Source organism: Streptomyces sp. NPDC006923 (assembly GCF_040635655.1).
Lineage (GTDB): Bacteria > Actinomycetota > Actinomycetes > Streptomycetales > Streptomycetaceae > Streptomyces.
This window is the reverse complement of sequence record NZ_JBEYIF010000003.1, coordinates 491,707-518,441: the sequence shown is the minus strand read 5'-3', so window position 1 is coordinate 518,441 and position 26,735 is coordinate 491,707. Positions and strand designations below refer to the sequence as shown.

The following is a 26,735-nucleotide window of genomic DNA, read 5'->3' as shown; positions in this document are numbered from 1 at the left end:
CCTGCTACGTCTCAACGGCGCTGACAGTAAAAGCGCGAGCCGCAAGAAGTCAATGAGTATGCGCAAGAACTTAATCAGGGACGCTTGTCTTTGTAACACACCGTCACCACGGCCCACCCCCGGACGGCAGCGCGCGCCCACACCGGGACAACGAGAAGGGGCCCGGCACACGGCCGGGCCCCTCCCTGGCGGCGAACGCCGCCCACGATGCTGTCAGCGGCCCGCCGTTCGGGCCGGAGGCGCCGTTGAGCTGCGCACAATCAGCTCGGTGTCGAACATCATCGACTCCCCCACCGTCGCGTGTCCCTTCATCTGGGAGGCCAGCGAGGCGACCGCGGCGGCCGCCATCGCCTGGACCGGCTGGCGGGCCGTGGTCAGCGGCGGGTCTGTCGCCACCATGTACAGGGAGTCGTCGAATCCCACGACGGAGAGGTCCTCCGGCACCCGCAAGCCCTGCCGCCGCGCGGCCCGGATCGCGCCAAGAGCCAGCGCGTCGCTTGCGCAGACCACCGCCGTGACACCCTCGGCCAGGAGGCGCGGCAGCGCCGTCGCGCCGCCTTCCATCGAGAACAGCCCATGTGCGACACGCTTGCGCCAGTCCCCCTCGACGCCGCCCCTGCTGCCGTAAAACGCCTGGTAGCCGGCTAGTTTGCGGGCCGAGGGGACATGGCCGACCGGGCCCAGGATCATCCCGATCCGCTCATGCCCGAGCGCCGCCAGATGTCCCAGCACCTGTTGGGACGAGGCCGCGTCGTCGATGGAGACCTGGGCGACGCCCAGATTCTCGTCCGCCGCGTTGAGCAGCACGATCGGCACCTGGCGCTCGCGCAGGGCCCGGCCCTGTTCCGGCCCGGCGTCGGCGTAACTGGCACCGACGAAGATGATCCCGCCGATGTTCTGTTTGAGGATCATGTCGATGTAGTGCGCCTCCGACACCCCGTCGGCCGTACGGGTGCAGAGCACCGGGATCAGACCCCGCTTGTTCAGCAGCCCCGCCAGCGCCTCCGTGAACGCGGGGAAGATGGGATTTTGCAGGTCAGGCACCACAAGCCCGACCAGTGCGGCGCGCTCGCGCCGCAAGTCGCGGGGTCGTTCGAAGCCGCAGACATCCATCGCGGTCAGCACCGCGTCGCGGGTCGCCGGCGCCACGTCCGTCGCGCCGTTGAGCACGCGCCGCGCCGTGGTCTCGCTGACACCGGCAAACTCGGCCACCTGAGAGAGTCTTTTCTTCACCCCATCAACCTACCAAGCATCTACGCAAAAAATGAAGATCGATTACGCAAATCACTGACATCCAGTGGAGCTCCTCGGGGCGACGCGTCCTGCTGTCCGGCGGACTCCGCCTCCTGAGAGAGACTCTCGGGACAGGGCGGGCGAAATGAGAGACGGCGACGGCACCGACGATGGCAGCGGAAGACGAGACGGAACGGCCCAGCGGCTTCGAGGCGGACACCGGCGACGGGCCCGCGCCGACGAAGGACCCCGGGACACGGACGGCCGAAGTCCGGGTCGCGTTCGACGGGTTGCTGCAGATCCGGCGACTGACGAACACCGGCCCGGGCGATCCCGCGGCCGTGCCGGCGGAGTGGGAACGCCGGCGGCCGGTGCGGGCCGTGGCGCTCGCCCTGGAGGCGGCCGGCCTCGCGGCCTCGGCCGTGGACGGCTCCGGCCGCCGGGTGGCGACGGGGTACCGGGTGAGCCCCGGTGAGCGGACCGGCGCCGTACGGGTGGAGTGGCTCGGCCCGCCGGGCGGCGGCGCCGCGCAGGAGGAGGAACGCGCGCTGACCGAGTGCGCCGCCGTACTGGAGCGCCTGGGGTGGGAGGCACTTCTGTACCGGGGGCCGCGGCGACGCCGGTTCCTGGAGGCCGAACCTGCGTCCTGAGCCGGTGAGTTCCCGAGGCGAGCGCGAGCCTGCCGATGCTGCGGGCCACCGGCGCCGTCTGCTCATGGCAACGGACAACGGAACACCCACTGGGCGGTCAATGACGCTTACCGGTCTCCGACCACGAATCCCGGAGAAACGCGCCGAGGTGTCGGGCGGCCGGACCGGGAGCCTCCTGGCTGCCGGAACCGCTCAGGAACGGCCGGCGACACGTGTCGGGGCCGGGACGGCCCGTCCCGGGCACCCGGTGTGGCGCGGGTGCCCGGGACGGCCGGTGTCAGGGGTAGCTGACGAGATTGGCCACGTTCGTGGCCGAGTTCGACGGGCCTCCCCTGTCGTTGATGACATGCCGGATGGTTCCGGTGCCGCCGAGGGACACCGACACCATGTTGCGGAAGCGGACATTGGGATTGTTGGGCACTTCGAACGCGTGCTCGGCGGTCACGCTGTTGTTGACGTTGAAGAAGCAGTAGCTGCCCAGCCCGAACGCCTGATGGCTGGTCACGGAGTCGGCCACCTTGTAGGCGGCGTATCCCTGCGTCGCGCCGTTCATCCAGGCCGCCTGGTTCGGCGGGTCGTACGGCATCTCGTTCTGGTAGAAGTACGTCTTGCCGCCGTTGGCGTTCCAGATCGTCTGATGCTTCTGGTAATGCTCCACGAACAGGCCGTACATGGTGACATCGGCGCCGTTCACAACCAGTCCGGTGTCAGCCGTGTTCGAGGTCCAGCCGACCCCGCTGCCGTGGTCGGCCCGCCAGAGCCACATGTGGTCACCGATGACATTGCGGCTGTTGACAACCAGGCTGGTGGTCGCCTTGCCGACGCCCGCGCCGCCGATGCGGAAGAACACATCGTGCAGCGAGGTGGGGTTGGCCGCGTGGCTCGCGTTCGAGCCGTCGGCACCCACCTCCATCAGGCGCTGGGAGTTGACCGTCCCCGCGTCGATGAGCAGGCCCGCCACCTTCACCCCGTCGACATCGGCGACCGAGACCGCCGTGATGCCGTTGTCCGGGATGAGTGTGGCGAGGCCGAGCCCGAGGACGACGGTGTCGGCGCGGGTGATCCTCAGGCTCTGGTTGAGGTGGTAGACCCCGGGGGTGACCAGCAGGTTCTTGCCCTGCGCGAGCGCGGCGTTGAGGTCCGCGGCCGTCGCACCGGGCTTGACGATGTAGAACTGGTCGAGCGGGAGCGACGTGCCCGCCGGAGCGCCGCCCGACCAGGTCGTTCCCTGCGAGTTGGCGCGCAGCGCCGGGACGAACACCTTGTAGGCGCCGGCCGCGTCGACGTACAGGAAGGGCTTCTCGCGCACCTGCGGGGTCTGGTCGACCGTGGTGTAGGGCGGGTTGGGGAAGCTGTTGGCGGGCGCGTTCCGCGCGCCGACGAACACCATGTTCCAGTTGGAGCCGTTCCAGCTCCCCCATTCGGTGTTGCGGGACAGCCACTGCTGCTGCGAGCCCGACCTGACCTGGCCGTCGATCTTGGTGTCGGCCATGAAGCCGCCGCTCGCCCAGCCGCCGTCGTCCAGCGCGAGATCGCCGCGGACATGCATACGGCGGTACGGAGCGGCCTGGGAGACCGCCCACCGGTCGGTGCCCGTGGTCGGGGTCACCGAGAGGTTCTCGGCGCTGCGCCAGAAGTTCTGCGTGGCGTTCTGCGGCGGGAACCAGTCGGCCTCGACATGGACGGAGCCACGGATGTTGACATCGTCCGGGGACAGGCCCAGTCCGGCGACCTGCGTGTAGAAGCCGACATTCACATTGGCGTCGTAGGTGCCCGGCCTGAACAGGAAGGCCGCCCGCTGGGTGCCGAACTGGTTGGTCTCCTGCTGGCGGAAGGTGGCGTCCACCCGGCTCTGGATCGAGGCGGCCGACATCGACGGGTCGAAGACGACGACATTGGGGCCGAGATCCGGTGTACCGGCGGGCGGCGGCGGATCGGCGGCCTCCACGCGGAAGGACTGCGCCGCGGATCCGTTGCACGCGTACTGCTGGAGCTGCACGCTGTCCGCGGTCGACGCGCTCGGCACATCGAGGCACTTGCCGCTGTTGCGGTTGACGAAGTGGTACGCGCCGTCGGTCTCCGCCACCGGCAGCCACTGCTGGTTGACACCGTCGCTGTATGTCTAGAGCTGGATCGCCGCGGCGTCGGCGGCCGACACGTCCTTCACGTCCCAGACCTGAGCCTCGGCGTTGCGGTTGCCGACCCGCACATGGCCGCCGCTGGTGGCGGTGAGGGTCCAGTTCTGGGCGAGGCTGCCGTTGCAGGCGTACTGCTGCACCGCGGTGCCGTTGCCGGTCGCCGCGGCGCGGGCGTCGACGCACTTGCCGCTGCCCTTGTTGGTGACGGTGACCCACCCGGTGGGCAGGGCGGCCGCGGCCGTCGTGCCCACCGTGCCGGCCGTGGCCTCTTGCTGCGGCAGGGCGACCAGCGAGGCGCAGAGCGCCACCACGAGCAGCAGGAGTGTGCGTACCGACGGGTTGTGGTGGCGGCGAGGTGTTCCGCCGCCGTACGAGAGTGTGTTCACGGGTTTTCTCCTCGCCCGGTCAGCCGGCGTACTGGGCGAAGGTGCGGGTGAAGTCCCACGCCTGCTGGCTCACGCCGGAGCAGGTGTCGTCGTTCGGGTAGGCCCCGGGGCACGGCCGGTCGCGGTTGGCCGACCAGAAGGTCAGCCGGGCCAGGTGGTGCTGCTGGGCGTAGGCGAGGATCGTGCGGAAGTCCGCGACGGTCACCGTCTCCTGGACATCGGTGATGCCGTTCATGGACGAGATGCCCATGGTCCGGTAGGCCGTGTCGTCGCTGTACCCGTACGCGTTCTTGAGCGCGTTCTTGAGGCCCTCGGCCGCGCGGACGGTGAGCGTGCCCATGTTCTGGCCGGCGCCGCCGAAGTCGAAGGGCATGATCGTCCAGCTGTCGACGGCCAGCCCGGAGGAGGCCGCGCGGTTGATCAGCCCCGTGTCGGGGCCGTTCGTGCTGGTGCCGATCGTGATGATGACCTTGATGCCGGGGTTGTTCGCCTTGATGGTCTTGAGCGCGTCCACGGTCCGCTGCTGCACCGTCGGGTTGTCATACGCGGCGGCTTCCAGGTCGATGTCGATCGCCTTGAGGCCGTACGCGTTGATGACCTTCTGGTACGCCGCCGCCAGCTCACCGGCGCTGGAGCAGGAGCTCTCCAGCTTGTTGCCGCTGTAGCCGCCGAAGGACGGGATGATGTCGCCGCCATTGGCGCGCACGGTGTTGACCGTCTGCTGGTCCACACCGCCGACGAGCGGCCGGCCGCCGTCCCACTGCGGGTTGCAGTAGCCGTTGCTGAGCACGAACGCCAGCGTGAACCACTTGACGCCGGTGGCGTTCATGACGGTGGTCGGGTTGGGCGTGTTGCCCCAGCCGTTGTAGAGGTACGGCGCGACGGCCATGGAGCCGCTCGGCGCGGGCGGGGTGCCGCCGCCCGTGGGCGCGGTCCACTTCTGGTTGGCCGCGCCGGTGCAGGTCCAGATCTGCAGCCGGGTACCGTTCGCGGAGGTGTTGCCCGTGACGTCCAGGCACTTGTCCGCCTGGACGTTGACGATGTCGCGCGCCGCCGAGACGCTCCAGCGCTGGTTGGCGGAGCCGGTGCAGTCCCAGAGCTGGAGCTGCGCGCCGTTGGCGGTGCTGTTGTCCTTCACGTCCAGACACTTGCCGAGCGCCCGGACGGAGCCGTCTGACCGGACGTCCCACTGCTGGGCGGTGGAGCCGTTGCAGTCGTAGAGCTGCACCGGGGTGCCGTTGGCCGAACTGGCCGCCGCCACATCGACACACTTGCCGCCCAGCCCGGTGATCGAGCCGACCGCGGCGACGGCCGCGGTGGCCGGGGTCGGCGTGGTGACGACGGACGCGCCGACCGCGAGGGGCAGCGCGGCCAGCAGGGCGAGGGATCTGAGGTGTTTCCAGGGCCTGCGCGCGAGGGTCATGCGCGGTTCACCGTCCACTTCTGGTTCGCGGTTCCCGTGCAGGTCCAGATCTGCAGCCGGGTGCCGTTGGCGGAGCTGTTGCCGGTGGCGTCCAGGCACTTGTTCGCCTGGATGTTCACGATGTCCTGCGCGGCCGGCAGGGCCCAGCGCTGGTTGGGTCCGCCGGTGCAGTCCCACAGCTGGAGCTGTCCGCCGTCCGCCGTGCTGTTGTCCTTCACGTCCAGGCACTTGCCGAGCGCGCGCAGCGATTCGTTGGCGCCCACGGTCCACTTCTGCGCGGCGGAGCCGTTGCAGTCGTAGAGCTGGACGGGGGTGCCGTTGGCCGAGCTGGCGGCGGCGACGTCGACACACTTGCCGCCCAGCCCGGTGATCGCGCCACCCGTGCCACCGCTGCCGCTGTCACCGGTGGTGACGCGTACGTAGTCGACGACGAGCTGGCCCGGGAAGGGGGTGCTGCCGTTGGGGTCGCCGGGCCAGTAGCCGCCCACCGCGAGGTTGAGGATCATGAAGAAGGGCTTGTTGAAGACCCAGCTCCGGCCGCCCAGATCGGCGGGGGTGCGGCGCTGGTAGACGTTGCCGTCGACCGACCAGGTGATGGAGTCGGGCGCCCAGTCGATCGCGAAGGTGTGGAACCCGTCGGCGAACGCCTGGCCGCCGGGCAGGGTGTAGCCGGCGCCGATACCGCCCGAGCCGGAGTAGCCGGGGCCGTGCAGGGTGCCGTGGACGGTGCCGGGCTCGAAGCCGACGTTCTCCATGATGTCGATCTCACCGTTGTTGGGCCAGCCGCCGCCCTCGGTGCCGAGCATCCAGAAGGCGGGCCACATGCCCTGGCCGCGCGGGACCTTCAGCCGGGTCTCCACACGTCCGTAGGTGGAGGTGAACTTGCCCGCGGTGTTCAGCCGCGCGGAGGTGTACTCGCACCGGCCGTACCAGCACTGGTAGTTGCCCGGGTTCTCCCTGCGCGCGGTGATGACCAGGTTGCCCTGGCCGTCGAGCACCGCGTTCTGGTTGCCCGAGGTGTAGTACTGCCGCTCGTGGTTGTTGACGTTGTCACCGGTCTCCAACTGCCACTTGCTGCCGTCGACTCCCGAACCGGCCGGGCCGTTGAAGTCGTCGGAGAAGGTGACCGCCGCCGCCGCGGCGGCCGCTGCCGGACGCGGCTCGGGTGCGGCGGCCGCTCCTGCGGGGGCCGCCGCGGCCACCGCTCCGGCGGAGCACACAAGAGCGAGCGCGTACAGCGCCAGTCGGCGTCCCATGGGGATTCGCACAGGTCATCACATCACTTCAAGTGGGGGGCATGCGCATGACATTTTGCGCCGACAAGGCGGAACTTCCAGGAAGGCCACCGCCGACGCTTATTTCAATACTTGATTTAAGGGAGGGCGGGAGGGGTCGTCAAGGAGCTGGTATGGACCAAAGTTGAGCAGATTCATGTCTGCCGCACATACATATGAACGCAGACCCGGCACAACCGGGCGGCCCGCCGCCCAGCCGTCCTCGACTTGACCCGCACATGACTGACGCCTGCTGTTCACCGAGGGCCCCGGCACCTGTGGGAGGCTCCGCTGAACGGTCGCCCCACCACCACGCCAACGCCCCTGCCCGCGCGTGCTGTTGACTCGTGGCGCCGCCACCACACTGCCCGTGGCCGCCGCCACGGCCACGGGCGCTTCCAACGGCATACGGCGCCGGGGCGGGCCGGGAGGCATTTTTCTTGCCCCGCCCCACGGCGCACGCGGGTGCGGGACCGGGCGCGGGCCCGTCGGGGCCCCGCCCACCCGGCGTCCCGGCTTCCGAACGGCTGCCGATAAGTTCATGGACACTTGTCCAGAAGCAGCCAGGAACGTTGAGGGTCCCGATCATGCAGACAGCCGCGAATGTCCTGACCGCCCTGGTGGCGGCCTTCCACATCTACGTCCTGGTGCTGGAGATGTTCCTCTGGGAACGGAAGCCGGGACGCGAACTCTCCGGATTCGACGCCGACATGGCCCGAGCGACGGCGACCCTCGCCGCCAACCAGGGCCTCTACAACGGTTTTCTGGCGGCCGGGCTGATCTGGGGGCTGTTCGCCGCCGACCCCACCGGCCACCGGGTCCAGATCTTCTTCCTGAGCTGCGTGGTCGTCGCTGGTCTCTACGGCGGAGCCACCGCGAACAGGCGCATTCTGTATGTCCAGGCCCTGCCGGGAGCGATAGCGCTGGCCACCGTCCTGGCGGCCGGGTGACCGGCGCACCGGCGGGCGATCCACCGGCCGGCCGCGGGTCCGAGGCCGATCCCCGGGCCGCCAGGACCCGGGCCAGACTCCGCCGGGCGCTCCTCGACGCCTGTGCGGAGCGCCCGCTCGAAGAGATCGGGGTGGCCGCTCTGGTCCGCCGGGCCGGGATGGGCCGGGCCACGTTCTATCTGCACTACCCGGATCTCCGGGCTCTGGCCGCGGACGCCTGCGCGGAGGTGGTACGGGACGCGGTGGCCGCCGTGCACGCCTGGCGTGGCGCACCCGATCCGCACCGGCCGCCGCCCGCGCTCACCTCGTTCTTCACCGGCCTGCCCACGCACGCGGCGCTCTACAGGACACTGCTGCGCCCGGGTGGCGGCGGCCCGCTGGGCGAGCTGCTCCACCGTGAACTGCGTGAGCGCAGCCGCGCCGAGCGCGCCCTGGCCGGAGCGCCCGCTCCCGAGCTGATCGCCTCGGCGGTCTCCGCCGCCTTCACCGGTGTGCTGGCGGACACACGGACTGATCGAGGACTCGCCGGAGGGCATCGCGACCCGGATCTGGGGGCTGCTCGTCGCGCTGCACCGCCTGCCGGCCGCCTGAGACACAGCCCGTCGGAGCACGGTCCGCAGAGCCTGCGGCATATGCCAGAAGCACCACCGGATCGAGTGTCGCCGAATGCCTTACAGGCCCCGGGCCCCTGTGCCACAGTCATAGCGGTCCATCATTCAGACCACGCAGTGCCGCGCCCGTATCGGAGTACGAGATGCCGTCCCCCCTGTTCGCGGACCGTCCAGCGCCCCAGACTCCCGAGCGGGAGACGGTGGACGCGCTCATCAGCCAGGCCCGCCGGCTGCGCGGAGACATGGACGCCGTACGCCGGGACACCTCGGTCGACGACGACGACACCCTGTGGCGCTGGCAGCGGGCGCTCTGCGACCTGGCCGTACGGCAACTGGACCACCTCGGCGCCCATTTGGACCAGCTCAGGGCGGGACGGCCGGACACCCCCGCCGACGAGGGACAGGAGCCTCCGTCCGCTCGGGCTCACCGCCGGTACGAACCGACGGCGCTCGCGGCTCCGGCACTCGGCCGGGTGGGCAGCGCGGAGTGGGATCTCCTCACCGACGAGGTGAGCTGGTCGGACGAGCTGTACGAGATCTTGGGGCGGCCGGCCGAGAGCGGCCCGATGTCACTGGACGAACTGCCCTCCCTGGTCTTCCCCGACGACCAGCCGGTGCTCACATCGATGGTGACGGGCTGTCTGATCGACGGAAGGCCCATCGACGGCGAGTTCCGTGTCCTCATGCCGGACGGTCGCATCCGTACGCTGCACATGCTGGGTGAGCCCGTCGTCGACGCGGGCGGCTGCACCGCCTCCATGTGGGCGGTCCTGCGGGACATCAGCGAACTGCGCCGCAGTGAGCGCGCGGTGCGCGAATCCGGTGACTCGCTCCGGCGCGCACAGCATGTCGCGAGGACCGAGCGGCGGCTCGTGACCGAGCTCCAGGAGGCCCTCCTCCCGTCGTGGCGCGGGTCGTTGCAGATGTCGGGAAGCGGTCCCGCGGCACTGGATCTGGCCGCCCGCTATCTGCCGTCCGTGTCCAGCCCGCCGACCGGCGGTGACTGGTACGACGTCTTCGAACTGCCCGGCGGCGAGACTCTGTTGACGGTCGGCGATCTCACCGGCCACGGCATGGCCGCCGCCTCCTCCATGGCGATGCTGCTGGGCGCCCTGCGCGGGATGGCCGTCGCGGGGGTCCAGCCCGGCGCGCTGCTGGGGCACCTCAATCAACTGCTCGACGCCTCGGAGCAGCCCGCGCTGGGCGGCGTCCTGTGCTCCCGCTACACCCCGGCGACACGCACCTTCACCTGGGCGCAGGCGGGACACCCCGCCCCGCTGCTGTTCCGCGACGGGGCGGGGCGCACGCTGACAACGCCGGACGGCGTGCTGCTCGGCGCGACCCCGGGGGCCGCGTACGAGCAGGCCGGTGTCCGGCTTCGGCCCGGAGACCTGCTGGTGCTGCACACCGACGGACTCACCGCCGACGGCGCCACGACCGAACAGGACCGGCTCCTGGCGCTGGCGCCCCGGCTGACCGGGGCCCGTACCGCGCGGCAGTGCGCCACGACGGTCGTCGAGGAGTTCGGCGAGACCGGGCGGGCCGACGACGCCTGTGTGATGGTCGCCAGGGTCAGCGGCTGAGGGCTCGGTCGAACGCCCCGTCCGGCGGGGCCGGTGCGACGGATGTCAGATGCCGGCGCTCCTCACCCGCTTGACGGAATCCTTCGGCAGGACGAGCTGGATCTCCTCGCGCAGGTCCTCGATCCTCGGATACCCCGCGTACTGGCCGGTGAGCCGGTACATCTCCCGCAGCCGGTCCCAGGTGCGGTGCGAGGAGGTCTCCCCCATCGACATCAGCGCCAGCCGGGCGTAGCGGTCGGCCTGCTCCGGGTCGTCGCCGATGAAGCAGGCCGAGGCCAGCGAGATGTAGTCGAAGATCTTGGACCGCTGTCGGCCGTTGCCCCGCAACTCCAGCGCCCGTTTGGCGTGGCTCTGCGCGACACCGGCCGCCGAGGGCTCGTGCTCGGCGAGGGTACGGAAGGCCAGGGCCTCCATTCCGTGCAGGTCCGCCTCGTCGAACATCTGCATCCAGCAGGGCGGCGGGACGTCGCCCTTGTCCGAGCCGAAGAGATCCTCCGCCTCGCCCAGGGTGCGGCGCATGGCCTGACCGTGGCCCATGGACGCCTGGGCCCAGGCCTCGATCGTGCGCAGCATGGCCCTGGTGCGCGGCAGTGTCTCCTCGCCGGAGCCGGACTTGGCGAGCTTCATCAGATCGAGGGCCTCGTCGGGCCGGCCCAGATGGACCATCTGACGGGCCGCTCTGGAGAGTGCCTCGCCCGCGCGGGGACGGTCGCCGCCCTCGCGTGCCGCGTGGGCGGCGATGACGAAGTACTTCTGGGCGGTGGGTTCGAGGCCGACGTCGTGGGACATCCACCCGGCGAGTACGGCGAGATTCGCGGCGACGCCCCACAGACGCCGCTGAAGTGCCTCGGGGTGACGGTAGGCGAGCAGGCCGCCCACTTCGTTGAGCTGGCCCACCACCGCCTTGCGCTGGAGCCCACCGCCCCGGGCGGCGTCCCAGGCGCGGAACACCTCGACGGAATGCTCCAGCGCGTCGATCTCCTGCGACCCGATGGGGGCGGCCTCGTAGCGGTCGAACCCGGCGGAGTCGGCGTGCAGGGGATCGCCGAGCCGGGGGGCGTCGGACGACAGTGCTGGATCGGAGTGCAGCCAGTCATGCATGGCGCTGCTGAGCACGGAGCCCACGGTGAGCGCGGCGCCCGCGCCCATCAAGTCGCGACGGTTGAGCATGAGGTCCATTCCCGTGAATTCGGTGAGGACCGCCGCCGTACGGTCGGGCGCCCACGGGAGAGCGTCGGGGTTGTCCGCGTTCCGGGCGTCCCGCCGTTTCCCCGCGCGCCCGTTCCGGACGAACCCGAGGTCCTCGATGGTCACGACACGACCGAGCCGCTCGGTGAACAGGGTCGCCAGCACTCTCGGGACAGGATCGCGGGGGATCTCGCCCCGGTCGATCCAGCGCCGCACCCGCGAGGTGTCGGTGGCCAGTTGGGGGTGGCCCATGGCCGCCGCCTGCCGGTTCACCAGCCGTGCGAGTTCGCCCTTGGACCAGCCGGCCAGGCCGAACAGATCCGACAGACGCGTGTTGGGTTCCGCGCTCACGTCAAGCCCCCAGGTTCTCGGCTGAGTTGACAGTAACCCTCTGTCAGATGCGTGGCGACTATTCGCCACGCTTTCGCCAGGGTGCGCCATGTGGTGTGCCACCCGTTCGCCGGTGTCAGGTAGGAAAGCGCCACCTCGTCCCGGCGGCGTTCGGCACTCCCCAGGGTGCGGAACTGCCGCCGGGACGGGAGGCGCACGCAACTCGTCGGCGCACGAAGGGATCTGTACCACCCATGTACACAGCATCGTCCTCCGTGTCTGCCCCGCCCCGGTCGCAGCGTACGGTCGCGCCCGGCAGCGGACCGTATCTCGACCCCGCCCACGCCGGTCGGACCCGGCTCCGGGCAGGGGTGGTCACCCAACCGCTCAGCGGGAGAATCGACTTGTCCGGCCCTCAGGGCGCGCAGCTTCGGATGGCGATCGCTTCGGTACACCGGATCTGTCCGGAGTTCAATCCGGTGCAGGTGCTGCGCCGCAGCGGCCGTTCCGTCCTTCTCGTCGGATCCACCGGGCGCACCACCGCGGTCGCCAAGTGCCTGCTGGACCACTCACCGGTATGGACCGAACGGTTCCGTCACGAGATAGCCGCTTACCGCTCGTTCGTCCGGCACCGCCCACCGGTGCGGGTGCCCCGGCTCATCGCCGCGGACCCCGAGAACTGCGCGCTGGTGGTCGAGCGGATGCCGGGCCGGGCGGCGGCGCTGGCCCGCCATCCCGTGGAGGCTCCGCCCCGGGCCGATCTGCGGACCGCGCTCGGCGCGGTCGCACGGCTCAATGCCTGGCGACCGCCGGCCGGACTGTTCGACGCGCCGCTCGACTACGCGGCGCGGATCGCCCGCTACCACGAGCTCGGACTGTTCACCGACCGGGATCTGGACGATCTGCAGAAGCTGCTGCACGGACTGGCGGGCGGCAGGCAGAGCATGGGCCAGTTCTGTCACGGCGACGCTCTGCTCTCGAACATACTGCTGTCGCCGGCGGGTCCGGTGCTGGTCGACTGGGAGCACGCGGGCTGGTATCTGCCCGGGTACGACCTGGCGACTCTCTGGGCGGTGCTCGGAGACGCTCCGCTGGCGCGGCGGGAGATCAGCAAGCGCGCCCAGGCCGCCGGTCCGGCGGCACGGGACGCCTTCCTGGTCAATCTGATGCTCGTACTGACCCGGGAGATCCGGATGTACGAGACGGCGGTGCAGCGCGCGATGCGCGAGGCGCCGTCATCCGGGCCTTCGCCGTCCCGGACCGTGTCCGCCGCCGTGTCCCCTTCCCCGGACCGGCAGGCGGGCGCGCCGACAGGCGAGGAACAGCGGCTGCTGCTGAGGCGTCTGCACGAGGACTGCGCCATGGCGCGGCGGGCCGTGCGGGCCGCCGTCGGCACCCGCTGATCCGGCTCCGCCGGAGGGAGGACCCGCGCCGCGTGCCCCGTGCCGACACACGGGGCACGCGGCGCGTTCGGCTGCCGCGCCGCGCCGGGGTCTTCGTATACGTTCATTGGTTCACTCCACTGACGCGCCGCAGGCCCGGGAGCCGCCGCCGCGAAACTCCGCGATACCGGCGCTGACGTGCGAAATCCCTGCCTTGGCGCATCATTGACGGATCGTCTGGGAGCCGATACGCCTGGGTGCGGCCCGGCTCCGCGGGCTCTTCCCGTACACCCGTCACTGGAGGCTGCATTGCAAGGTTCCGTCCCCCCACGTCCCCAGGCCCCGCGCCGGCGCGCGCTGAGAGCGAGCGGCGTCGTGGCGTCCGCCGCCCTGCTGCTGCCGCTGGTCTCGGCCGCTCCCTCCGCCACCGCGGAACAGCCCGGATCCGGCTCCCTGCAACGCGAGTTCGCCGCCGCCGCCGCGCAGTACCGGGTGCCGGGAAGCGTGCTTCTCGGTGTCTCCTATCTGCAGTCCCGCTGGGACACGCACAGCGGAGCGCCCAGTGTCACCGGCGGCTACGGCCCCATGCATCTCACCGACGCCAGGACCGCGCTCGCCGAGGCGCCCCACCACTCCGACGCGACGGAGGACGCGCGCGGCGACAGCTCGCGTGCGGCGAAGCGGCCCGGCGCGGCGGCGCTGCCCAGGGCGTCCGCGCTGCCGGCCCGGCTGCGTACGCTGGACCGGGCCGCCGAGCTGACCGGGCTGCCGGCCGAGAAGCTGCGCGACAGTCCCGCCGCCAATGTCCGGGGCGGTGCGGCGCTGCTGGCCGCGGCGCAGCGGGAGCTGGGCCGGCCGCTGAGCAATGATCCCGCCGCCTGGTACGGGGCGGTCGCCCGGTTCTCCGGGGCGGACGACTCGGCGACCGCGGCGATGTACGCCAACGATGTGTACGCGGTGATCCGGGCGGGTGAGCGGCGTACGACGGACACCGGCCAGCAGGTGGCCCTGCCCGCGGCGCCGCGGCTCTCGCCCGACACCTCCCCGCTCTCCCGGCTCGGCCTGCGCAAGGTCTCGGCGGCGAACACGGAGTGCCCGAGGACGGTCGCCTGCGAGTGGATTCCCGCGCCGTACGCGGAGTTCGGCGAGGACGACTACGGCAACCACGACAAGGCCGACCGGCCGGTCTCCCAGGCGATCGACTACATCGTCATCCATGACACCGAGGCGTCGTGGGCCGGCACGATCACCATGATCCAGGACCCGGCCTATGTGTCGTGGAACTACACACTGCGCTCGTCCGACGGGCATGTCGCCCAGCATGTGGCGGCCAAGGACGTCGCCTGGCACGCCGGCAACTGGTACGTCAACAGCAAGTCGGTGGGTCTGGAGCACGAGGGTTTCCTCGCCGCGCCCGACGCCTGGTTCACCGAGGCGATGTACCGCTCGTCCGCCCGCCTGGTGAGGTATCTGGCCCGGAAGCACGATGTCCCGCTGGACCGCCAGCACATCCTGGGCCATGACAATGTGCCGGGCACGACCACCGCGCTGATCCCCGACATGCACACCGATCCCGGTCCGTACTGGGACTGGGCGCACTACTTCGAACTGCTGGGCAGGCCGTTCGGGGGCAGCACAGGAGCGACGGCTGAGGCGGTGACGATCCGGCCCGACTACGCGGCCAACAAGCCGTCCTACACCGGGTGTGTGAAGGCCGGTGAGGCGTGCGCGCCGCACGGCTCCGGCGCGGTACGTCTGCACACCGCCCCGGACGAGAAGGCGCCGCTCGTCGAGGACATCGGTCTGCGTCCGGACGGCGCGGACTCCACGACCGGCGTCAACGACCTCGGGGCCCGGGCCTCGACCGGCCAGCAGTACGCGGTGGCCGGCCGCAGGGGCGACTGGACGGCGATCTGGTATCTCGGCCAGCGGGCGTGGTTCCACAACCCGCGCACCCAGCCGACGGCGGTGGGTGCCAGGGCGACGCTGCTGACGCCGAAGGCCGGCCTGGCGGAGGTGCCGGTGTACGGGCGGGCCTACCCGGAGGCATCGGCGTATCCGACGGACGTGCCGGTGCAGACGGTGTCCGCGCTGCCGTACAAGCTGCTCGCGGGCCAGCGCTATGTGGTGGGCGATGTGGCGCCCGGTGAGTACTACTACTCGCCGGTCTTCGACACCGCCGGGCACCGGGTGGTGCGGGGCAAGGAGATGTACTACGAGATCCAGTACGGGCACCGGGTCGCCTATGTGAAGGCGTCCGACGTGGAGGTCCGGCCGGGCCGCTGACCGCCGTCCCCGGCACGCCGGGCGTCACCCGCGGGTCCGGTGGCGCCCGGCACCGTCAGTAGCGCAGAACGCCGGCGATCCGGTCGTGCCCGGCGAGCATGTCGTCCGGGAGGAAGACCACCTCGGCGCCGCCGTCCAGGGCGGCCTCCACCAGTTCGTCGACGATGTCGTCGCAGATGCCGGGGCGGTGGGGCGCGGTGTCGCCGACGGGGAGCAGATGGCCGTCGGTGACCCGGACCGCGACCCGGTAGTGCTCTTCGAGCGCGACCACTTCGGCCCGCCGCTCGCGTACCGATTCCCAGACCTCGTCGAGGCCCGCGGCGAAAGCGCGCCGGCTCCGGGCCTCGTCGAGCCGGACGAGTGTCTCGTCCTGCTCACGGCGGGCGCACTCCTCGAAGACGGGCTGGAGTTCCCTGAGCAGGACGGGGGCGGGTCCGTCCGTCAGTCCGCCCTTCACCAGCCGGCCGGCGGCCGTGTGGGTGGCGGCGTTGCCCGCGTCCTCCAGGAGCGCGAGGGCGGGCGCGAGGCCGACCAGATGGAGCAGCCGCGGCTGCTGTGCCAGCACCGTACGCACGGCCTCGTCGACGGACCGGAGAAAGCGGCGGGTCTCCTCGTCGGTGAAGGTGCTCGGTGTGTCGCCGATGCGTTCCACGCGTTCGGTGTCCCAGGTCTCCGGCTCCGGCGCCATGGGGAAACCGTCCTCGCGGTGCTCGTACAGGGACTCGCCGCGGCCACTCCACAGGGTGGCGCGGTCGGCGGCGACCCCGAGCACCCAGTAGGGCCGCGACTGCTCGCTGGCGGCCACCAGATTCCTGGTGAGATACGTGTCGCCGAGGACGACCTGCTCGGGCACCTCGCGCGGCAGATACCACACGCTGTGTTCGTCGGCGTCCGCGAGGAGCAGCAGCCCGTCGAGGGGATGGCGCAGATCGACCTCGGAGACCGCCCGGCCGAGCTGTTCCCTGACCGCGAGCCTCGCCCGTCGGGTCAGCTCCGGCTCGGCCTCCAGGCGCCGCCCGGCCTCGGCGAGGAGGTTGCGCAGCCGCACCACGTCCTCCTCGCTGCGTGGCTCACGCCGGTGGGTGGGCATCGTCAGGGACACGGCGGGATACGGGCGTGGTGTGCGCAGCTCCCGCAGGACGTCGGGCGTCAGACCGTTGCTGTCCATGCTGCCCCTTCGCTCCGTGAAGGCCCGGCGGCGGGCGGACAGCCAGTGCGTCCGGGCCGGCCCCCGGTCGTGGATCCATTTTGCGGGATACCGCCGGGTTCCGCAGGAGGGGAGGCCGGGGCCCGGCCGGTCGGGGGGACCGGCCGGGCTCAGGGGCGGGCAGGCCCGGCCGGCCCGCTCAGGGCTGAGGAAACACGTATGTCTGGCCCGCGCTCGCCCTGAAGGTGTGCTCGCCTCCCGGGAAGAGGGTGCTGCGCAGGGTCAGGTCGGTGGTACGGCTCGCCCGGAGAGTGATCCGGCTCGCGCTGCCGCCGGACCAGACGATGTCGAGGGTGACACCGCCGCGCGCCCGCAGCCCCGTCACCCGGCCGTCGGGCCAGGAGCCGGGCAGGGCCGGCAGGATCTCGATCGGACCGTGCTGGCTCTGCACCAGCATCTCCGCGACACCGGACGTGGCGCCGAAGTTGCCGTCGATCTGGAACGGCGGATGCGTGTCCCAGAGGTTCGGCAGGGTGGAGCTCTTGAGCTGCTCGGAGAGCATCTTGTGGGAGTGGTCGCCGTCCCGCAGCCGGGCCCAGAAGTTGATCTTCCATGCCTTGCTCCAGCCGGTCCCGCCGTCACCGCGCGCGGTGAGGGAGACCTTCGCCGCCTCCGCCCATTCGCTGCCCGCCTCGATCTGCCGGCCCGGGTGCAGCCCGAAGAGATGGGAGACATGGCGGTGGTCGTCGGTCCGGCTGTCCACGTCGGTCTTCCACTCCTGCAACTGGCCCCAGGAGCCGATGCGGAGCCCGGGGTCGAGCGCGCCGAGGGCGTTCTCCAGCCGGGTGCGGAAGTCGGGGGCGTCGCCGAGCGTCCTGGCCGCCTCCAGCGTGCTGGTGAACAGATCGTGGACGATCTGCTGGGACATGGCGGCGCCGGCCGTGAAGTCACCGTGTTCCGGCGAGTAGCTGGGCGTCACGACGAGTGTGCCGTCGCGCGGGTCCGTCCTGAGGTTGGCGAGCCAGAATTCGGCGGCCTCCTTCATCACCGGGTAGGCGGTGGAGCGCAGATAGTCGGTGGAGCCGTTGAAGCGGTAGTGGTCGTACATCTGCTGGGTCAGCCAGGCCGCGGCCTCCGGGAACCAGAAGGAGGTCGCCCAGTCGTGGACGCCGGTGAAGCCGTACGGATTGGTCTCGTTGTTCACGACCCAGCCGGCCGAACCGAAGATCTTCTGCGCGCTGCGGCGGCCCGGTTCGCGCATCGACTCGACATAGCGGTCGTAGGGGGCGGTGGTCTCGGCGAGGTTGGTGACCTCGGCGAGCCAGTAGTTCATCTGGAGGTTGATGTTGACGTGGTAGTCCGCCGACCAGGGCGGGTTGGTGACGTTGTTCCAGACGCCCTGGAGGTTCGCGGGCAGTGAGCCGGCCCGTGACGAGGCGATGAGCAGATAGCGTCCGTACTGGAAGAACAGCGCTTCCAGCGCGCGGTCGGCGGCGCTGGTCCCGCCCGTGTACCCCGCGAGGAGCTGGTCCGTGGACAGGTCCGGCGTCTGCTGGCCGATGTCGAGCGAGACCCGGTCGAAGAGCGCGCGGTGGTCGCTCACATGCTCGGCGCGCAGCTCCTCGTACGAGTGGGCGGCGGCCGCGTCGACCGCGGCGGTGACCGCCGCGTGCGGGTCGTCGCCGCGGTAGTCCGGGAAGGTGTCGGCGTAGTCCGTGCCGGCGGCCAGGACGAACCAGGCACTGTCGGCGCCGCTGACGGTGAGGGTGCCGTCCGCGCCCGCGCTGACGCTCCCGCCGCTGGTGCGGACCCGGATCTGGGCCTCGAACCGCAGGCCGTTGTCCTGGAGGGCCCCCCGTACGGTGAGCCGGTCGCCGCTCGCCGTGGCGGAGAAGTCGTCGCGCGGTGAGGTGTAGCGCAGGGTGAAGCCGACCTTGCCCGGCTGGTCGGCGGCGAACCGGCCCGCGATGACGTCGCCCGGGTACGAGGCGAAGAACTCCCTGGTGTACGCGACCCCTTGATGGGTGTACGAGACACCGGCCACGGCCTGGCCGAGGTCGAGCGCCCGCCGGTACGAGCCGTCGGGAGCCGTCGGCGCGCCGGGGACGGCCAGTTCCAGGTCTCCGAAGACCTGATAGGCACCGAAGCCGTGCTTCGGCTGGCCGAGCTCGGCCGCAACGGCTTCCGGGGTCAGCTTTCCCTCGGTGTCGAGGCGTTGCTGGACGGAGGCGAGGACACCCGGCCTGGGCTGGGTCCAGTCGCCGTGGTCATAACCGCCTCCGGCGCCCGGGCCACCGGTCCACAGGCTCTTCTCGTTGAGGGTGAGCCGCTCGGTGCCGAGCGTGCCGAAGACGCTCGCACCCAGTGCGCCGCTGCCGATGGGCAGCGACTCGCGCTCCCAGTCGGCGGCGGGTGTTCGATACCACAGTGTTAATTCATCGGATGGATCGGCGGCGATGGCGGTCCCGGACAACGCCGGAACTCCCAGCGCCAGAGCGCCTGTTACCCCGAGCGCGGACTTGAGCGTGGTTCTGCGGCTGATACCAGAAGTCATGGCCAGACACGTTAAAAGTCCGATGACTGAATTGGCAAGGGACATGACAAATTCGTTGTCCGGCTCGGTGTCCCGGCGCAACGGCGTCAAACCGCCGGCAGTCCGGTGGCCGCCGCGGGGCACGTGTGGGTCCGGGGCCGTATACAAAGGCCGGGCACCCCCGCACGAGAACCGGCGCCGCCGCTCCCCGCCGTGCGGCGGCCTCCGGCCCGGCTCCCGGCCTCAGCCCTGCTGGAACAGCTCGGCGGGCAGCGGCTTCAGCAGCGCGTACAGATCATCGGTGATCGGCCGGTCCCAGCTCGCGATGGTGACCAGGACATTGTCGCTGCGGTCGAACTGCACACAGGAGATACGGCTCTCGGAGAGCTTGAGACGCCGGACGATCAGCAGATTGTCGCCCTGCATCACCGGGATGTCCTCGACGCCGATGACCTGGACGGGCTCTTCGTTCTCCAGGGCCAGCAGTAGCTGGGCCACCTCGAACGGGATCTGTCCCTCGTCGAGATCACGGGCCTGGGAGCCCTCCGGCAGGTTGCCGATGATCATCGCGGGGCCGCGGCCGCCGAACAGGTCGTACCGGAGGAAGACACCCTGACAGCTCCCGTCGGGAGCGGGCAGCAGCCCGGCGCCCAGGTTTCCGGGCCAGTCACCCGGGTCCATGGCCAGGACATCGAAGTCCGGACCCGCGGGTGTGGCGGCGCTGCGGCGGCGGAGGAAGGACATCCCACCATGGTACGTGTTCGCGCGACTACACCCGAGCGGGGTGGGGCCCTCGTGAAGGGGCGCGAGCGGGGCCCGGAACGCCGCTCCGAACCCTCCGGTACCGGCGGTGCGGACAAGAAGGAACGGTGCCTGGTGGGTCCTCCCGGTGATGACGGCTCGGGGCGCCACCGCACCCGGCTCAACTGCCGCCGCGCGCAGAAGAGTCGGAGGCGGGAGCCGCGGGGAAGCCCGGCGCACCGGCCGTGCGGCGCCGGTCCGGGCCGCGTCAGGTGAGGTCGAACTCGCCGTCGCGCGCGTTGATCACGAAGGCTCGCCACTCCGCCGGGCTGAAGATCAGCGACGGGCTTTCCGGCCGGCCGCTGTTGCGCATGGCGATAAAGCCCTCGACGAAGGCGATCTGGACGTCACCCGTGCCCCGGCTGCTCGACTGCCAGTCCGCTCCGCTCAGGTCGAGTTCCGGTTTGTCCCAGCCCGAAAGCGGCTTCTGGGTGGTGGTGCTGTCTGCCACGTCCTGCTCCTCCCGCTGCGTCGTCCCGGGCCAGACTATCCACCGCCACCGGTCCCGGACAGGCCGCGGCGGCAGGACACCGGGCCGCCGGACGGCGCGGCGTTGACGCCGGCCGCCGCGCCGCGCGGGTCCTGCCGGGCCGCACCACTCGCGGGGATCGTGGCAACGCCCGGTGCGCGGGGTGAGGCCGCGCCGGATCCCTTGACGCTCGTCGGCACTCCTGAATTACTGATCCGAGGCGGTCGACCGAATGATCGGTCGACCGATCATTCGGACGGCATTGCCCGAGGGACCGGGAGAGCGGCCATGACACCCGTGCTGGACGCCGCGGAGCAACTCAGCCGCGAGGAGCTGGCCGTACTGCAGCTCGAACGGCTGCGGTCCACGCTGCGGCACGCCTACGAGAACGTCGGCTTCTACCGGCGGTCCTTCGACGACGCGGGGCTGCGTCCGGAGAACTGCCGCTCGCTCGCCGACCTGGCCCGCTTCCCGTTCACCGCGAAGGCCGATCTGCGCGACAACTATCCGTTCGGGATGTTCGCCGTGGACCAGTCCGAGGTGCGGCGTATCCACGCGTCCAGCGGCACCACGGGCCGGCCGACCGTCGTCGGCTACACCCAGCGGGATCTGGACACCTGGGCCGATGTGGTGGCCCGCTCGATCCGGGCGGCCGGCGGGCGCCCCGGGCACACGGTGCATGTGGCCTACGGCTATGGACTCTTCACCGGCGGACTGGGCGCGCACTACGGCGCCGAGCGGCTGGGCTGCACCGTGATCCCGGCCTCCGGCGGCATGACCTCCCGCCAGGTCCGGCTCATCCAGGACTTCCGCCCCGAGATCATCATGGTGACGCCCTCCTACATGCTGACGCTGCTCGACGAGTTCGAGCGCCAGGGCGTCGATCCGCGCGACACCTCCCTCAGGATCGGGATCTTCGGCGCCGAACCGTGGACGGAGGCGATGCGCCGGGAGATCGAGGAGAGATGCGCGATCGACGCGGTGGACATCTACGGGCTTTCCGAGGTGATGGGCCCGGGAATGGCCCAGGAATGCGTGGAAGCCAAGGACGGACTCCACATCTGGGAGGACCACTTCTATCCGGAGGTCGTCGACCCGTTCACCGGTGAGGTGCTGCCGGACGGCGAGGAGGGCGAGCTGGTCTTCACCTCGCTCACCAAGGAGGCGATGCCGGTGATCCGTTACCGGACCCGGGACCTCACCCGGCTGCTCCCCGGCACCGCCCGGGTGTTCCGGCGGATGGAGAAGGTCACGGGGCGGACCGACGACATGGTGATCCTGCGCGGGGTGAATCTCTTCCCCACCCAGATCGAGGAGATCGTGCTCCGTACGGCGGGCGTCGCCCCGCATTTCCAGCTCCGGCTGACCCGGGAGGGCCGGCTGGACTCCCTGACCGTGCGGGCCGAGGCCCGCGCCGGGGCGACGGCCGGTGAGCGTGCGGCGGCGGCGCCCGCGATCGCGGCGGCGGTGAAGGAGAGCGTGGGAGTGTCGGTGTCCGTGGAGATCGTCGACCCGGACACCCTGGAGCGCTCGGTGGGCAAGATCAAGCGGATCGTGGACCTCAGGCCGCGCTGACGTCCGGCCGGGGCGGACGACCGACGCCCCCCGGTCACGGGCTGATGGCGAGGAAGACGAACGCGGCGAAGATCCCGAGATGGACCCCGCCCTGGAGCAGCGTGGCCCGTCCGGGAGCGACCGTCAGCGCGCCCACCACGACGGTCAGGGCGAGCAGGACCATATGGACGGAGTTCAGGCCGAGCACCAGCGGTCCGCTCAGCCAGATACTGGCGAGCGCGATGGCCGGGATGGTCAGCCCGATGCTCGCTATGGCGGAGCCGAGCGCCAGATTGAGGCTCGTCTGCACCCGCTCGCGCCGGGCGGCGCGGACCGCCGCGAGGGTCTCCGGAAGCAGCACCAGCAGCGCGATGACAACACCGACGACGGCCTGGGGCAGCCCGGCCGACGCCACACCCGACTCGATGGTCGGCGAGACCGCCTTGGCGTCACCGACGACCGCGACCAGTGCCACCAGCAGCATCAGCAGACTCAGCAGCGTCGCCCGCCGGGTCGGCCGCGGAGCGTGTGTCTCCTCCTGCCGTACGCCCCCCTCCTGGGTGACGGGCAGGAAGTAGTCCCGGTGGCGCACGGTCTGCACGGTGACGAACAGCGCGTACAGCACGAGGGAGGCCGCGGCGGCGAAGCCGAGCTGCGCCGGGGAGAACTCCGGCCCGGGTTTGCTGGTGGTGAAGGTCGGAATGACCAGGGTGAGGGTGGCCAGCGTCGCGACGGTGGCCAGCGCGGTGCCCGTCCCCTCGGCGTTGAAGACGGCGACCCTGCTGCGGAGCGCCCCGACCAGCAGGCACAGTCCGAGGATCCCATTGCAGGTGATCATGACGGCGGCGAAGACGGTGTCCCGGGCGAGCGAGGCGGTCTTGCCTCCGCCGTCGATCATCAGGGTGACGATGAGCGCCACCTCGATGACGGTGACCGCGACGGCGAGGACGAGCGAGCCGAAGGGCTCGCCCACGCGATGGGCGACCACCTCGGCGTGGTGCACGGCGGCGAGCACGGCGCCCGCCAGGCACAGGGCGACCAGGACGACGGCGGAGCCCGACAGCTCGCGCCCCCAGCTCAGCACCAGCGCGACCACCGCGAGCACCGGCACCAGCACGGTCCACTGGGATGCCAGTGACCTGATGCCGGTACGCATACTCATGCGCCACACGCTGCCAGAGCCCGGGGTGCCACGCCCGGTGGGCTGCGCCAGACGGCGGGGCCGGTTCCGGGTCCGGGACGAGGGCCGTTTGACGGGGTGTCAGATCCCGTGGGATCGCCGGGCCGTATGAGGCGGGAGGGTTGACAGCACCCCGCTCCCGCAAGAAAGTTTCAGCAGTCGTACGAGATCCCGAAAGATACTTTCAGGGGAGGTTCCCGATGACGGAGGACTCCGCGCGCGGCGGGATCAGCCGGCGCAGGCTGAGCGGCGGCGTGCTGGCGCTGGGCGGCGCGCTCGCGGTGGCACCGATGTCCTTCGCCGAGGGCCCGGCCCGGGCCGCGGCGGCCGGATCGGGCGGCGGCGCGGACGGGCCCGCCGTCCGCGGCACCGGCTCCGGGCGGACGACCCTGCGACGCGGCTCACCGGAGCGGGCCGGGCTGCTCCCCGGCGCGCTGGACCAGTTGGTCGCCGACGCGGAGTCCTTCCTCGGCCCCTCCCCCACACATCCCTGGTACGCGGGCGCCGTGCTGCTCGCCGGGCGCGGCGGGACAGTCGCGCTGCACCGGCCGATCGGCCGGGCGGTGCGCTACGCGGCCTACGACGAGAAGACCGACACCGGCGTGGAGCTCCCGGCCGAGCGGCAGATCGCGATGGCCGAGGACACGGTCTTCGACCTCGCCTCCGTCTCCAAGCTGTTCACCTCGATCCTCGCCGTCCAGCAGATCGAGCGGGGCACTCTGGAGCTGGAGGCGCCGGTCACCCGCTATCTCCCGGAGTTCGGGGGCGGCGGCAAGCAGGACATCACGGTGCGCCGGCTCCTCACCCACACCTCCGGCCTGCGCGCCTGGATTCCGCTCTACGCGGCGCCGACCCACGAGGCCAGACTCCAGCTCCTGTGGGACGAGACTCCGGCGCACCCGCCCGGCACGGCGTATCTGTACTCGGACCTCAATCTCATCACGCTCCAGCTGGTCCTGGAGAAGATCACCGGTCGCCCGCTGGACGCGCTGCTCCGGAGCGAGATCACCGCTCCGCTCGGGATGCGCCGTACGCGGTACAACCCGCCCGCCTCCTGGAAGCCGAAGACCGCCGCCACCGAGGACGCGCGGCCACCGTGGTCCGGGCTCGACCGGGGACTGGTGTGGGGCGAGGTGCACGACGAGAACGCCTACAGCCTCGGCGGGGTCGCGGGCCACGCCGGAGTCTTCTCCCGCGCCTGGGACCTCGCGATCCTCGCCCGCACCCTGCTGAACGGCGGCGCCTACGGCCGGGCGCGGATCCTGCGCCCGGAGTCCGTGGAGCTGATGTTCACCGATTTCAACACGGACTTCCCCGGCGACGCCCACGGCCTCGGCTTCGAGCTCTACCAGCACTGGTACATGGGCGCCATGGCCACCCCGAGCACGGCGGGCCACACCGGGTTCACCGGCACCAGCCTCGTCCTCGATCCGACGACCGACTCGTTCCTGATCGTGCTGGGCAACTCCGTCCATCCCGTGCGCGGATGGCGCTCGGGCAGCGCCCCGCGTGTCGCGACCGCAGACCGGATGGCCCGGGCCGTCGCGGTCCGGCCGGAGCGCGGCGGCCGTCGCGCCTGGTTCTCCGGAATGGCCGGCGGCACGACGGCCACGCTCTCACTGCCGGCTCTCACCCTGGGCTCGGGGCGGGGCAGGCTGAGCTGTGCGCTGTGGTGGGACACCGAGCCCGGGTCCGACGCGCTGTTCCTGGAGGTGTCGGCCGACGCCGGGGCGAGCTGGCGGCCGGTGCCCTTCACCACCGTACGGGGCGGCCAGGAGCCACAGGCCCATCCGGCGGGCTCGGCCACGGGCTGGTCGGGCCGGGTCTGGCACCGGCTCTCCGCGGACCTCGCCGCCGGACGCGGCGACCAGGTGCGGCTGCGCTGGCGGTACACCACGGACCGGCTGTACGTCGGGCGCGGCGCCTATGTGGACGCACTGCGGGTCGAGGACGGCGACCGCCTTGTCTTCGACGAGGCACGGGGCGCGGACGCGGCGCGTATCGAGGCGGCGGGCTGGGTGGCGTCCGGGGACTGACGCCACCGGCCCGGGGCCGGGGCGTCGCGGCCCGCGCTCACCGTTCCAGCACCGCCATCGCCGCGTTGTGGCCCGGCACCCCGCTGACCCCGCCGCCGCGTACCGCGCCCGCCCCGCACAGCAGCACCTTCGCGTGCGCCGTCTCGACGCCCCAGCGGCCGGCTCCGGCGGTGGCGTACGGGAAGGAGAGATCGCGGTGGAAGATGTGGCCGCCCGGCAGCCGCAGTTCGCGTTCGAGGTCGAGCGGCGTCTTCGCCTCGATACAGGGGCGGCCGTCGGCGTCCGGCGCGAGACAGTCGGCGATCGGTTCCGCGAGATGGCCGTCGAGCTGGGCGAGGGTCGCGGCGAGCAGCGTCTCGCGTACGGCCTCGTTGTCCCGCGCGAACAGCCTCGCCGGGGTGTGCAGCCCGAACAGCGTCAGGGTCTGGTAGCCCCGGGCCGCGAGGTCCGGGCCGAGGATCGAGGGGTCGGTGAGGGAATGGCAGTAGATCTCGGACGGCGGGGCGCCGGGCAGCCGGCCGGCGGCGGCCTCCTGGTAGGCGGTGGCCAACTGGCGGTAGCCCTCGGCGATGTGGAAGGTGCCGCCGAACGCCTCACGGGGATCGACCGACCGGTCCCGCAGCCGCGGCAGGCGGCGCAGCAGCATATTGACCTTGAGCTGGGCGCCCTCGGCGGCGGCGGGCGGCTCCTCGCCGAGGAGCGCGGCGAGCGCCCCCGGCGACGCGTTCACCAGGACATGACGGGCGGTCACCGTCCCTTCTCCGTCGTCCGTACGGAAGGAGACCTCGGCGCCCGCGCCGTCCGGGTCGATCCGGGTCGCCTCGTGCCGGGTGGCGATCTCGGCGCCCGCGGACCTGGCGGCGTCCGCCAGCGCGTCGGTGAGGGCGCCCATCCCGCCGACGGGCACGTTCCAGTCCCCGGTGCCGCCGCCGATCACGTGGTAGAGGAAGCAGCGGTTCTGCACGAGGGACGGATCGTGGGCGTCGGCGAAGGTGCCGATCAGCGCGTCGGTGAGGACCACTCCGCGTACGAGGTCGTCGGTGAACCGCTCTTCAATCGCGACGCCGATGGGCTCCTCGAAGAGCATCCGCCAGGCGGCTTCGTCGTCGATCAGCGCCCGCAGGGCCTCGCGTGTGGGCAGCGGCTCGGTGAGGGTCGGGAAGACCCGCCGGGCGACCCGTCCCGTGGTCGCGTAGAAGTCCCGCCAGGCGGCGTACTCCCGTTCGCCGCCGGTCAGCGCGGCGAAGGACGCACGGGTGCGGCCCCCGCCGACCAGGAGTCCGCCGTCGCCCCGGGGAGTGTAGGAGGACACGGTCCGCGCGCGTACGGCGAAGCGCAGCCCCAGCTCCCGGACAATCTTCCCGGGCAGCAGGGACACCAGATAGGAGTACCGCGAGAGCCGGGCGTCCATCCCCGCGAAGGGTCTGCTGGAGACGGCGGCGCCGCCGGTGTTCCCGAGGCGCTCCAGCACCAGGACGGTACGTCCGGCGCGGGCGAGGTAGGCGGCGGCGACCAGACCGTTGTGGCCACCGCCGACGATGACGGCGTCGTACGAGACATGTGACGGCATGGCCCCCTTGG

17 protein-coding genes and 2 pseudogenes are annotated in these 26,735 nt (G+C 71.4%); 8 read left to right on the top strand and 11 right to left on the bottom strand.

The annotated features are described in order from the left end of the window. Positions 1-213 precede the first annotated feature (213 nt). Positions 214-1,233, bottom strand: coding sequence for a LacI family DNA-binding transcriptional regulator (locus ABZ707_RS08245; RefSeq protein ID WP_360169707.1), 1,020 nt, complete (start codon positions 1,231-1,233; stop codon positions 214-216). Positions 1,234-1,403: 170 nt separating this feature from the next. Between ABZ707_RS08245 and ABZ707_RS08240 the strand changes: the two genes are divergently transcribed. After that, the gene (locus ABZ707_RS08240; RefSeq protein WP_360169704.1) at positions 1,404-1,883 is read left to right on the top strand and encodes a hypothetical protein; all 480 of its coding nucleotides are present in this window, start codon (positions 1,404-1,406) and stop codon (positions 1,881-1,883) included. Positions 1,884-2,160: 277 nt separating this feature from the next. Here ABZ707_RS08240 and ABZ707_RS08235 read toward each other — a convergent pair. The 3 genes and pseudogenes from ABZ707_RS08235 to ABZ707_RS08225 all read right to left on the bottom strand — a co-directional run bounded on the left by ABZ707_RS08235 (position 2,161) and on the right by ABZ707_RS08225 (position 7,086). Beyond that, a pseudogene (locus ABZ707_RS08235) lies at positions 2,161-4,311 on the bottom strand (RICIN domain-containing protein). A gap of 115 nt (positions 4,312-4,426) precedes the next feature. Further along, positions 4,427-5,830: a ricin-type beta-trefoil lectin domain protein gene (locus ABZ707_RS08230; protein WP_360169701.1), complete on the bottom strand. Its 1,404-nt coding sequence runs from the start codon at positions 5,828-5,830 to the stop codon at positions 4,427-4,429. Beyond that, positions 5,827-7,086, bottom strand: coding sequence for a family 16 glycosylhydrolase (locus tag ABZ707_RS08225; protein ID WP_360169698.1), 1,260 nt, complete (start codon positions 7,084-7,086; stop codon positions 5,827-5,829). Before ABZ707_RS08225 ends, ABZ707_RS08230 begins: the two co-directional genes overlap by 4 nt. Positions 7,087-7,691: 605 nt before the next feature. Here ABZ707_RS08225 and ABZ707_RS08220 point away from each other — a divergent pair. The 3 genes and pseudogenes from ABZ707_RS08220 (at position 7,692) to ABZ707_RS08210 (ending at position 10,248) form a co-directional block, all read left to right on the top strand. Further along, positions 7,692-8,054 carry a DUF1304 domain-containing protein gene (locus tag ABZ707_RS08220; protein WP_360169695.1) on the top strand — a complete coding sequence of 121 codons (363 nt, stop codon included), beginning with the start codon at positions 7,692-7,694 and terminating at the stop codon, positions 8,052-8,054. Then, positions 8,051-8,645 (top strand): annotated as a pseudogene (locus ABZ707_RS08215) (TetR/AcrR family transcriptional regulator). Before ABZ707_RS08220 ends, ABZ707_RS08215 begins: the two are co-directional and overlap by 4 nt. Positions 8,646-8,808: 163 nt before the next feature. Then, the gene (locus ABZ707_RS08210; RefSeq protein WP_360169692.1) at positions 8,809-10,248 is read left to right on the top strand and encodes a SpoIIE family protein phosphatase; all 1,440 of its coding nucleotides are present in this window, start codon (positions 8,809-8,811) and stop codon (positions 10,246-10,248) included. 45 nt (positions 10,249-10,293) lie between these two features. On the opposite strand, the gene ABZ707_RS08205 is transcribed toward ABZ707_RS08210, so the two are convergent. Next, complete coding sequence (locus ABZ707_RS08205; protein WP_360169689.1) at positions 10,294-11,787, bottom strand: hypothetical protein; 1,494 nt, start codon at positions 11,785-11,787, stop codon at positions 10,294-10,296. A gap of 233 nt (positions 11,788-12,020) precedes the next feature. Between ABZ707_RS08205 and ABZ707_RS08200 the strand changes: the two genes are divergently transcribed. Next, positions 12,021-13,169, top strand: coding sequence for an aminoglycoside phosphotransferase family protein (locus ABZ707_RS08200; RefSeq protein WP_360169686.1), 1,149 nt, complete (start codon positions 12,021-12,023; stop codon positions 13,167-13,169). 354 nt (positions 13,170-13,523) lie between these two features. Continuing rightward, on the top strand, positions 13,524-15,434 hold the full coding sequence (locus ABZ707_RS08195) for an N-acetylmuramoyl-L-alanine amidase (RefSeq protein WP_360169683.1): 1,911 nt from the start codon (positions 13,524-13,526) through the stop codon (positions 15,432-15,434). A gap of 55 nt (positions 15,435-15,489) precedes the next feature. Here ABZ707_RS08195 and ABZ707_RS08190 read toward each other — a convergent pair whose 3' ends face one another. From ABZ707_RS08190 to ABZ707_RS08175, 4 genes are all read right to left on the bottom strand, one after another. After that, positions 15,490-16,602 (bottom strand): chemotaxis protein, encoded by a 1,113-nt coding sequence (locus tag ABZ707_RS08190; protein ID WP_360169680.1) that lies wholly within the window; start codon positions 16,600-16,602, stop codon positions 15,490-15,492. A 178-nt stretch (positions 16,603-16,780) separates the two neighbouring features. After that, positions 16,781-19,135, bottom strand: coding sequence for a glycoside hydrolase family 95 protein (locus ABZ707_RS08185; protein ID WP_360169677.1), 2,355 nt, complete (start codon positions 19,133-19,135; stop codon positions 16,781-16,783). Between the two features lie 222 nt (positions 19,136-19,357). Continuing rightward, positions 19,358-19,858 carry a hypothetical protein gene (locus ABZ707_RS08180; RefSeq protein ID WP_319683308.1) on the bottom strand — a complete coding sequence of 167 codons (501 nt, stop codon included), beginning with the start codon at positions 19,856-19,858 and terminating at the stop codon, positions 19,358-19,360. A 265-nt stretch (positions 19,859-20,123) separates the two neighbouring features. After that, on the bottom strand, positions 20,124-20,366 hold the full coding sequence (locus ABZ707_RS08175) for a DUF397 domain-containing protein (protein WP_360169674.1): 243 nt from the start codon (positions 20,364-20,366) through the stop codon (positions 20,124-20,126). A 306-nt stretch (positions 20,367-20,672) separates the two neighbouring features. Between ABZ707_RS08175 and paaK the strand changes: the two genes are divergently transcribed. Further along, on the top strand, positions 20,673-21,959 hold the full coding sequence (gene paaK, locus ABZ707_RS08170; protein WP_360169671.1) for a phenylacetate--CoA ligase PaaK: 1,287 nt from the start codon (positions 20,673-20,675) through the stop codon (positions 21,957-21,959). A gap of 34 nt (positions 21,960-21,993) precedes the next feature. Here paaK and ABZ707_RS08165 read toward each other — a convergent pair whose 3' ends face one another. Continuing rightward, positions 21,994-23,094, bottom strand: coding sequence for an ionic transporter y4hA (locus ABZ707_RS08165; RefSeq protein ID WP_360169919.1), 1,101 nt, complete (start codon positions 23,092-23,094; stop codon positions 21,994-21,996). Between the two features lie 224 nt (positions 23,095-23,318). Here ABZ707_RS08165 and ABZ707_RS08160 point away from each other — a divergent pair, with 224 nt between their 5' ends. Beyond that, on the top strand, positions 23,319-25,154 hold the full coding sequence (locus tag ABZ707_RS08160; protein ID WP_360169668.1) for a serine hydrolase: 1,836 nt from the start codon (positions 23,319-23,321) through the stop codon (positions 25,152-25,154). 37 nt (positions 25,155-25,191) lie between these two features. Here ABZ707_RS08160 and ABZ707_RS08155 read toward each other — a convergent pair whose 3' ends face one another. Beyond that, a complete protein-coding gene (locus tag ABZ707_RS08155) occupies positions 25,192-26,724 on the bottom strand; it encodes an NAD(P)/FAD-dependent oxidoreductase (protein WP_360169665.1) in 1,533 nt (510 codons plus the stop codon). Positions 26,725-26,735 lie beyond the last annotated feature (11 nt).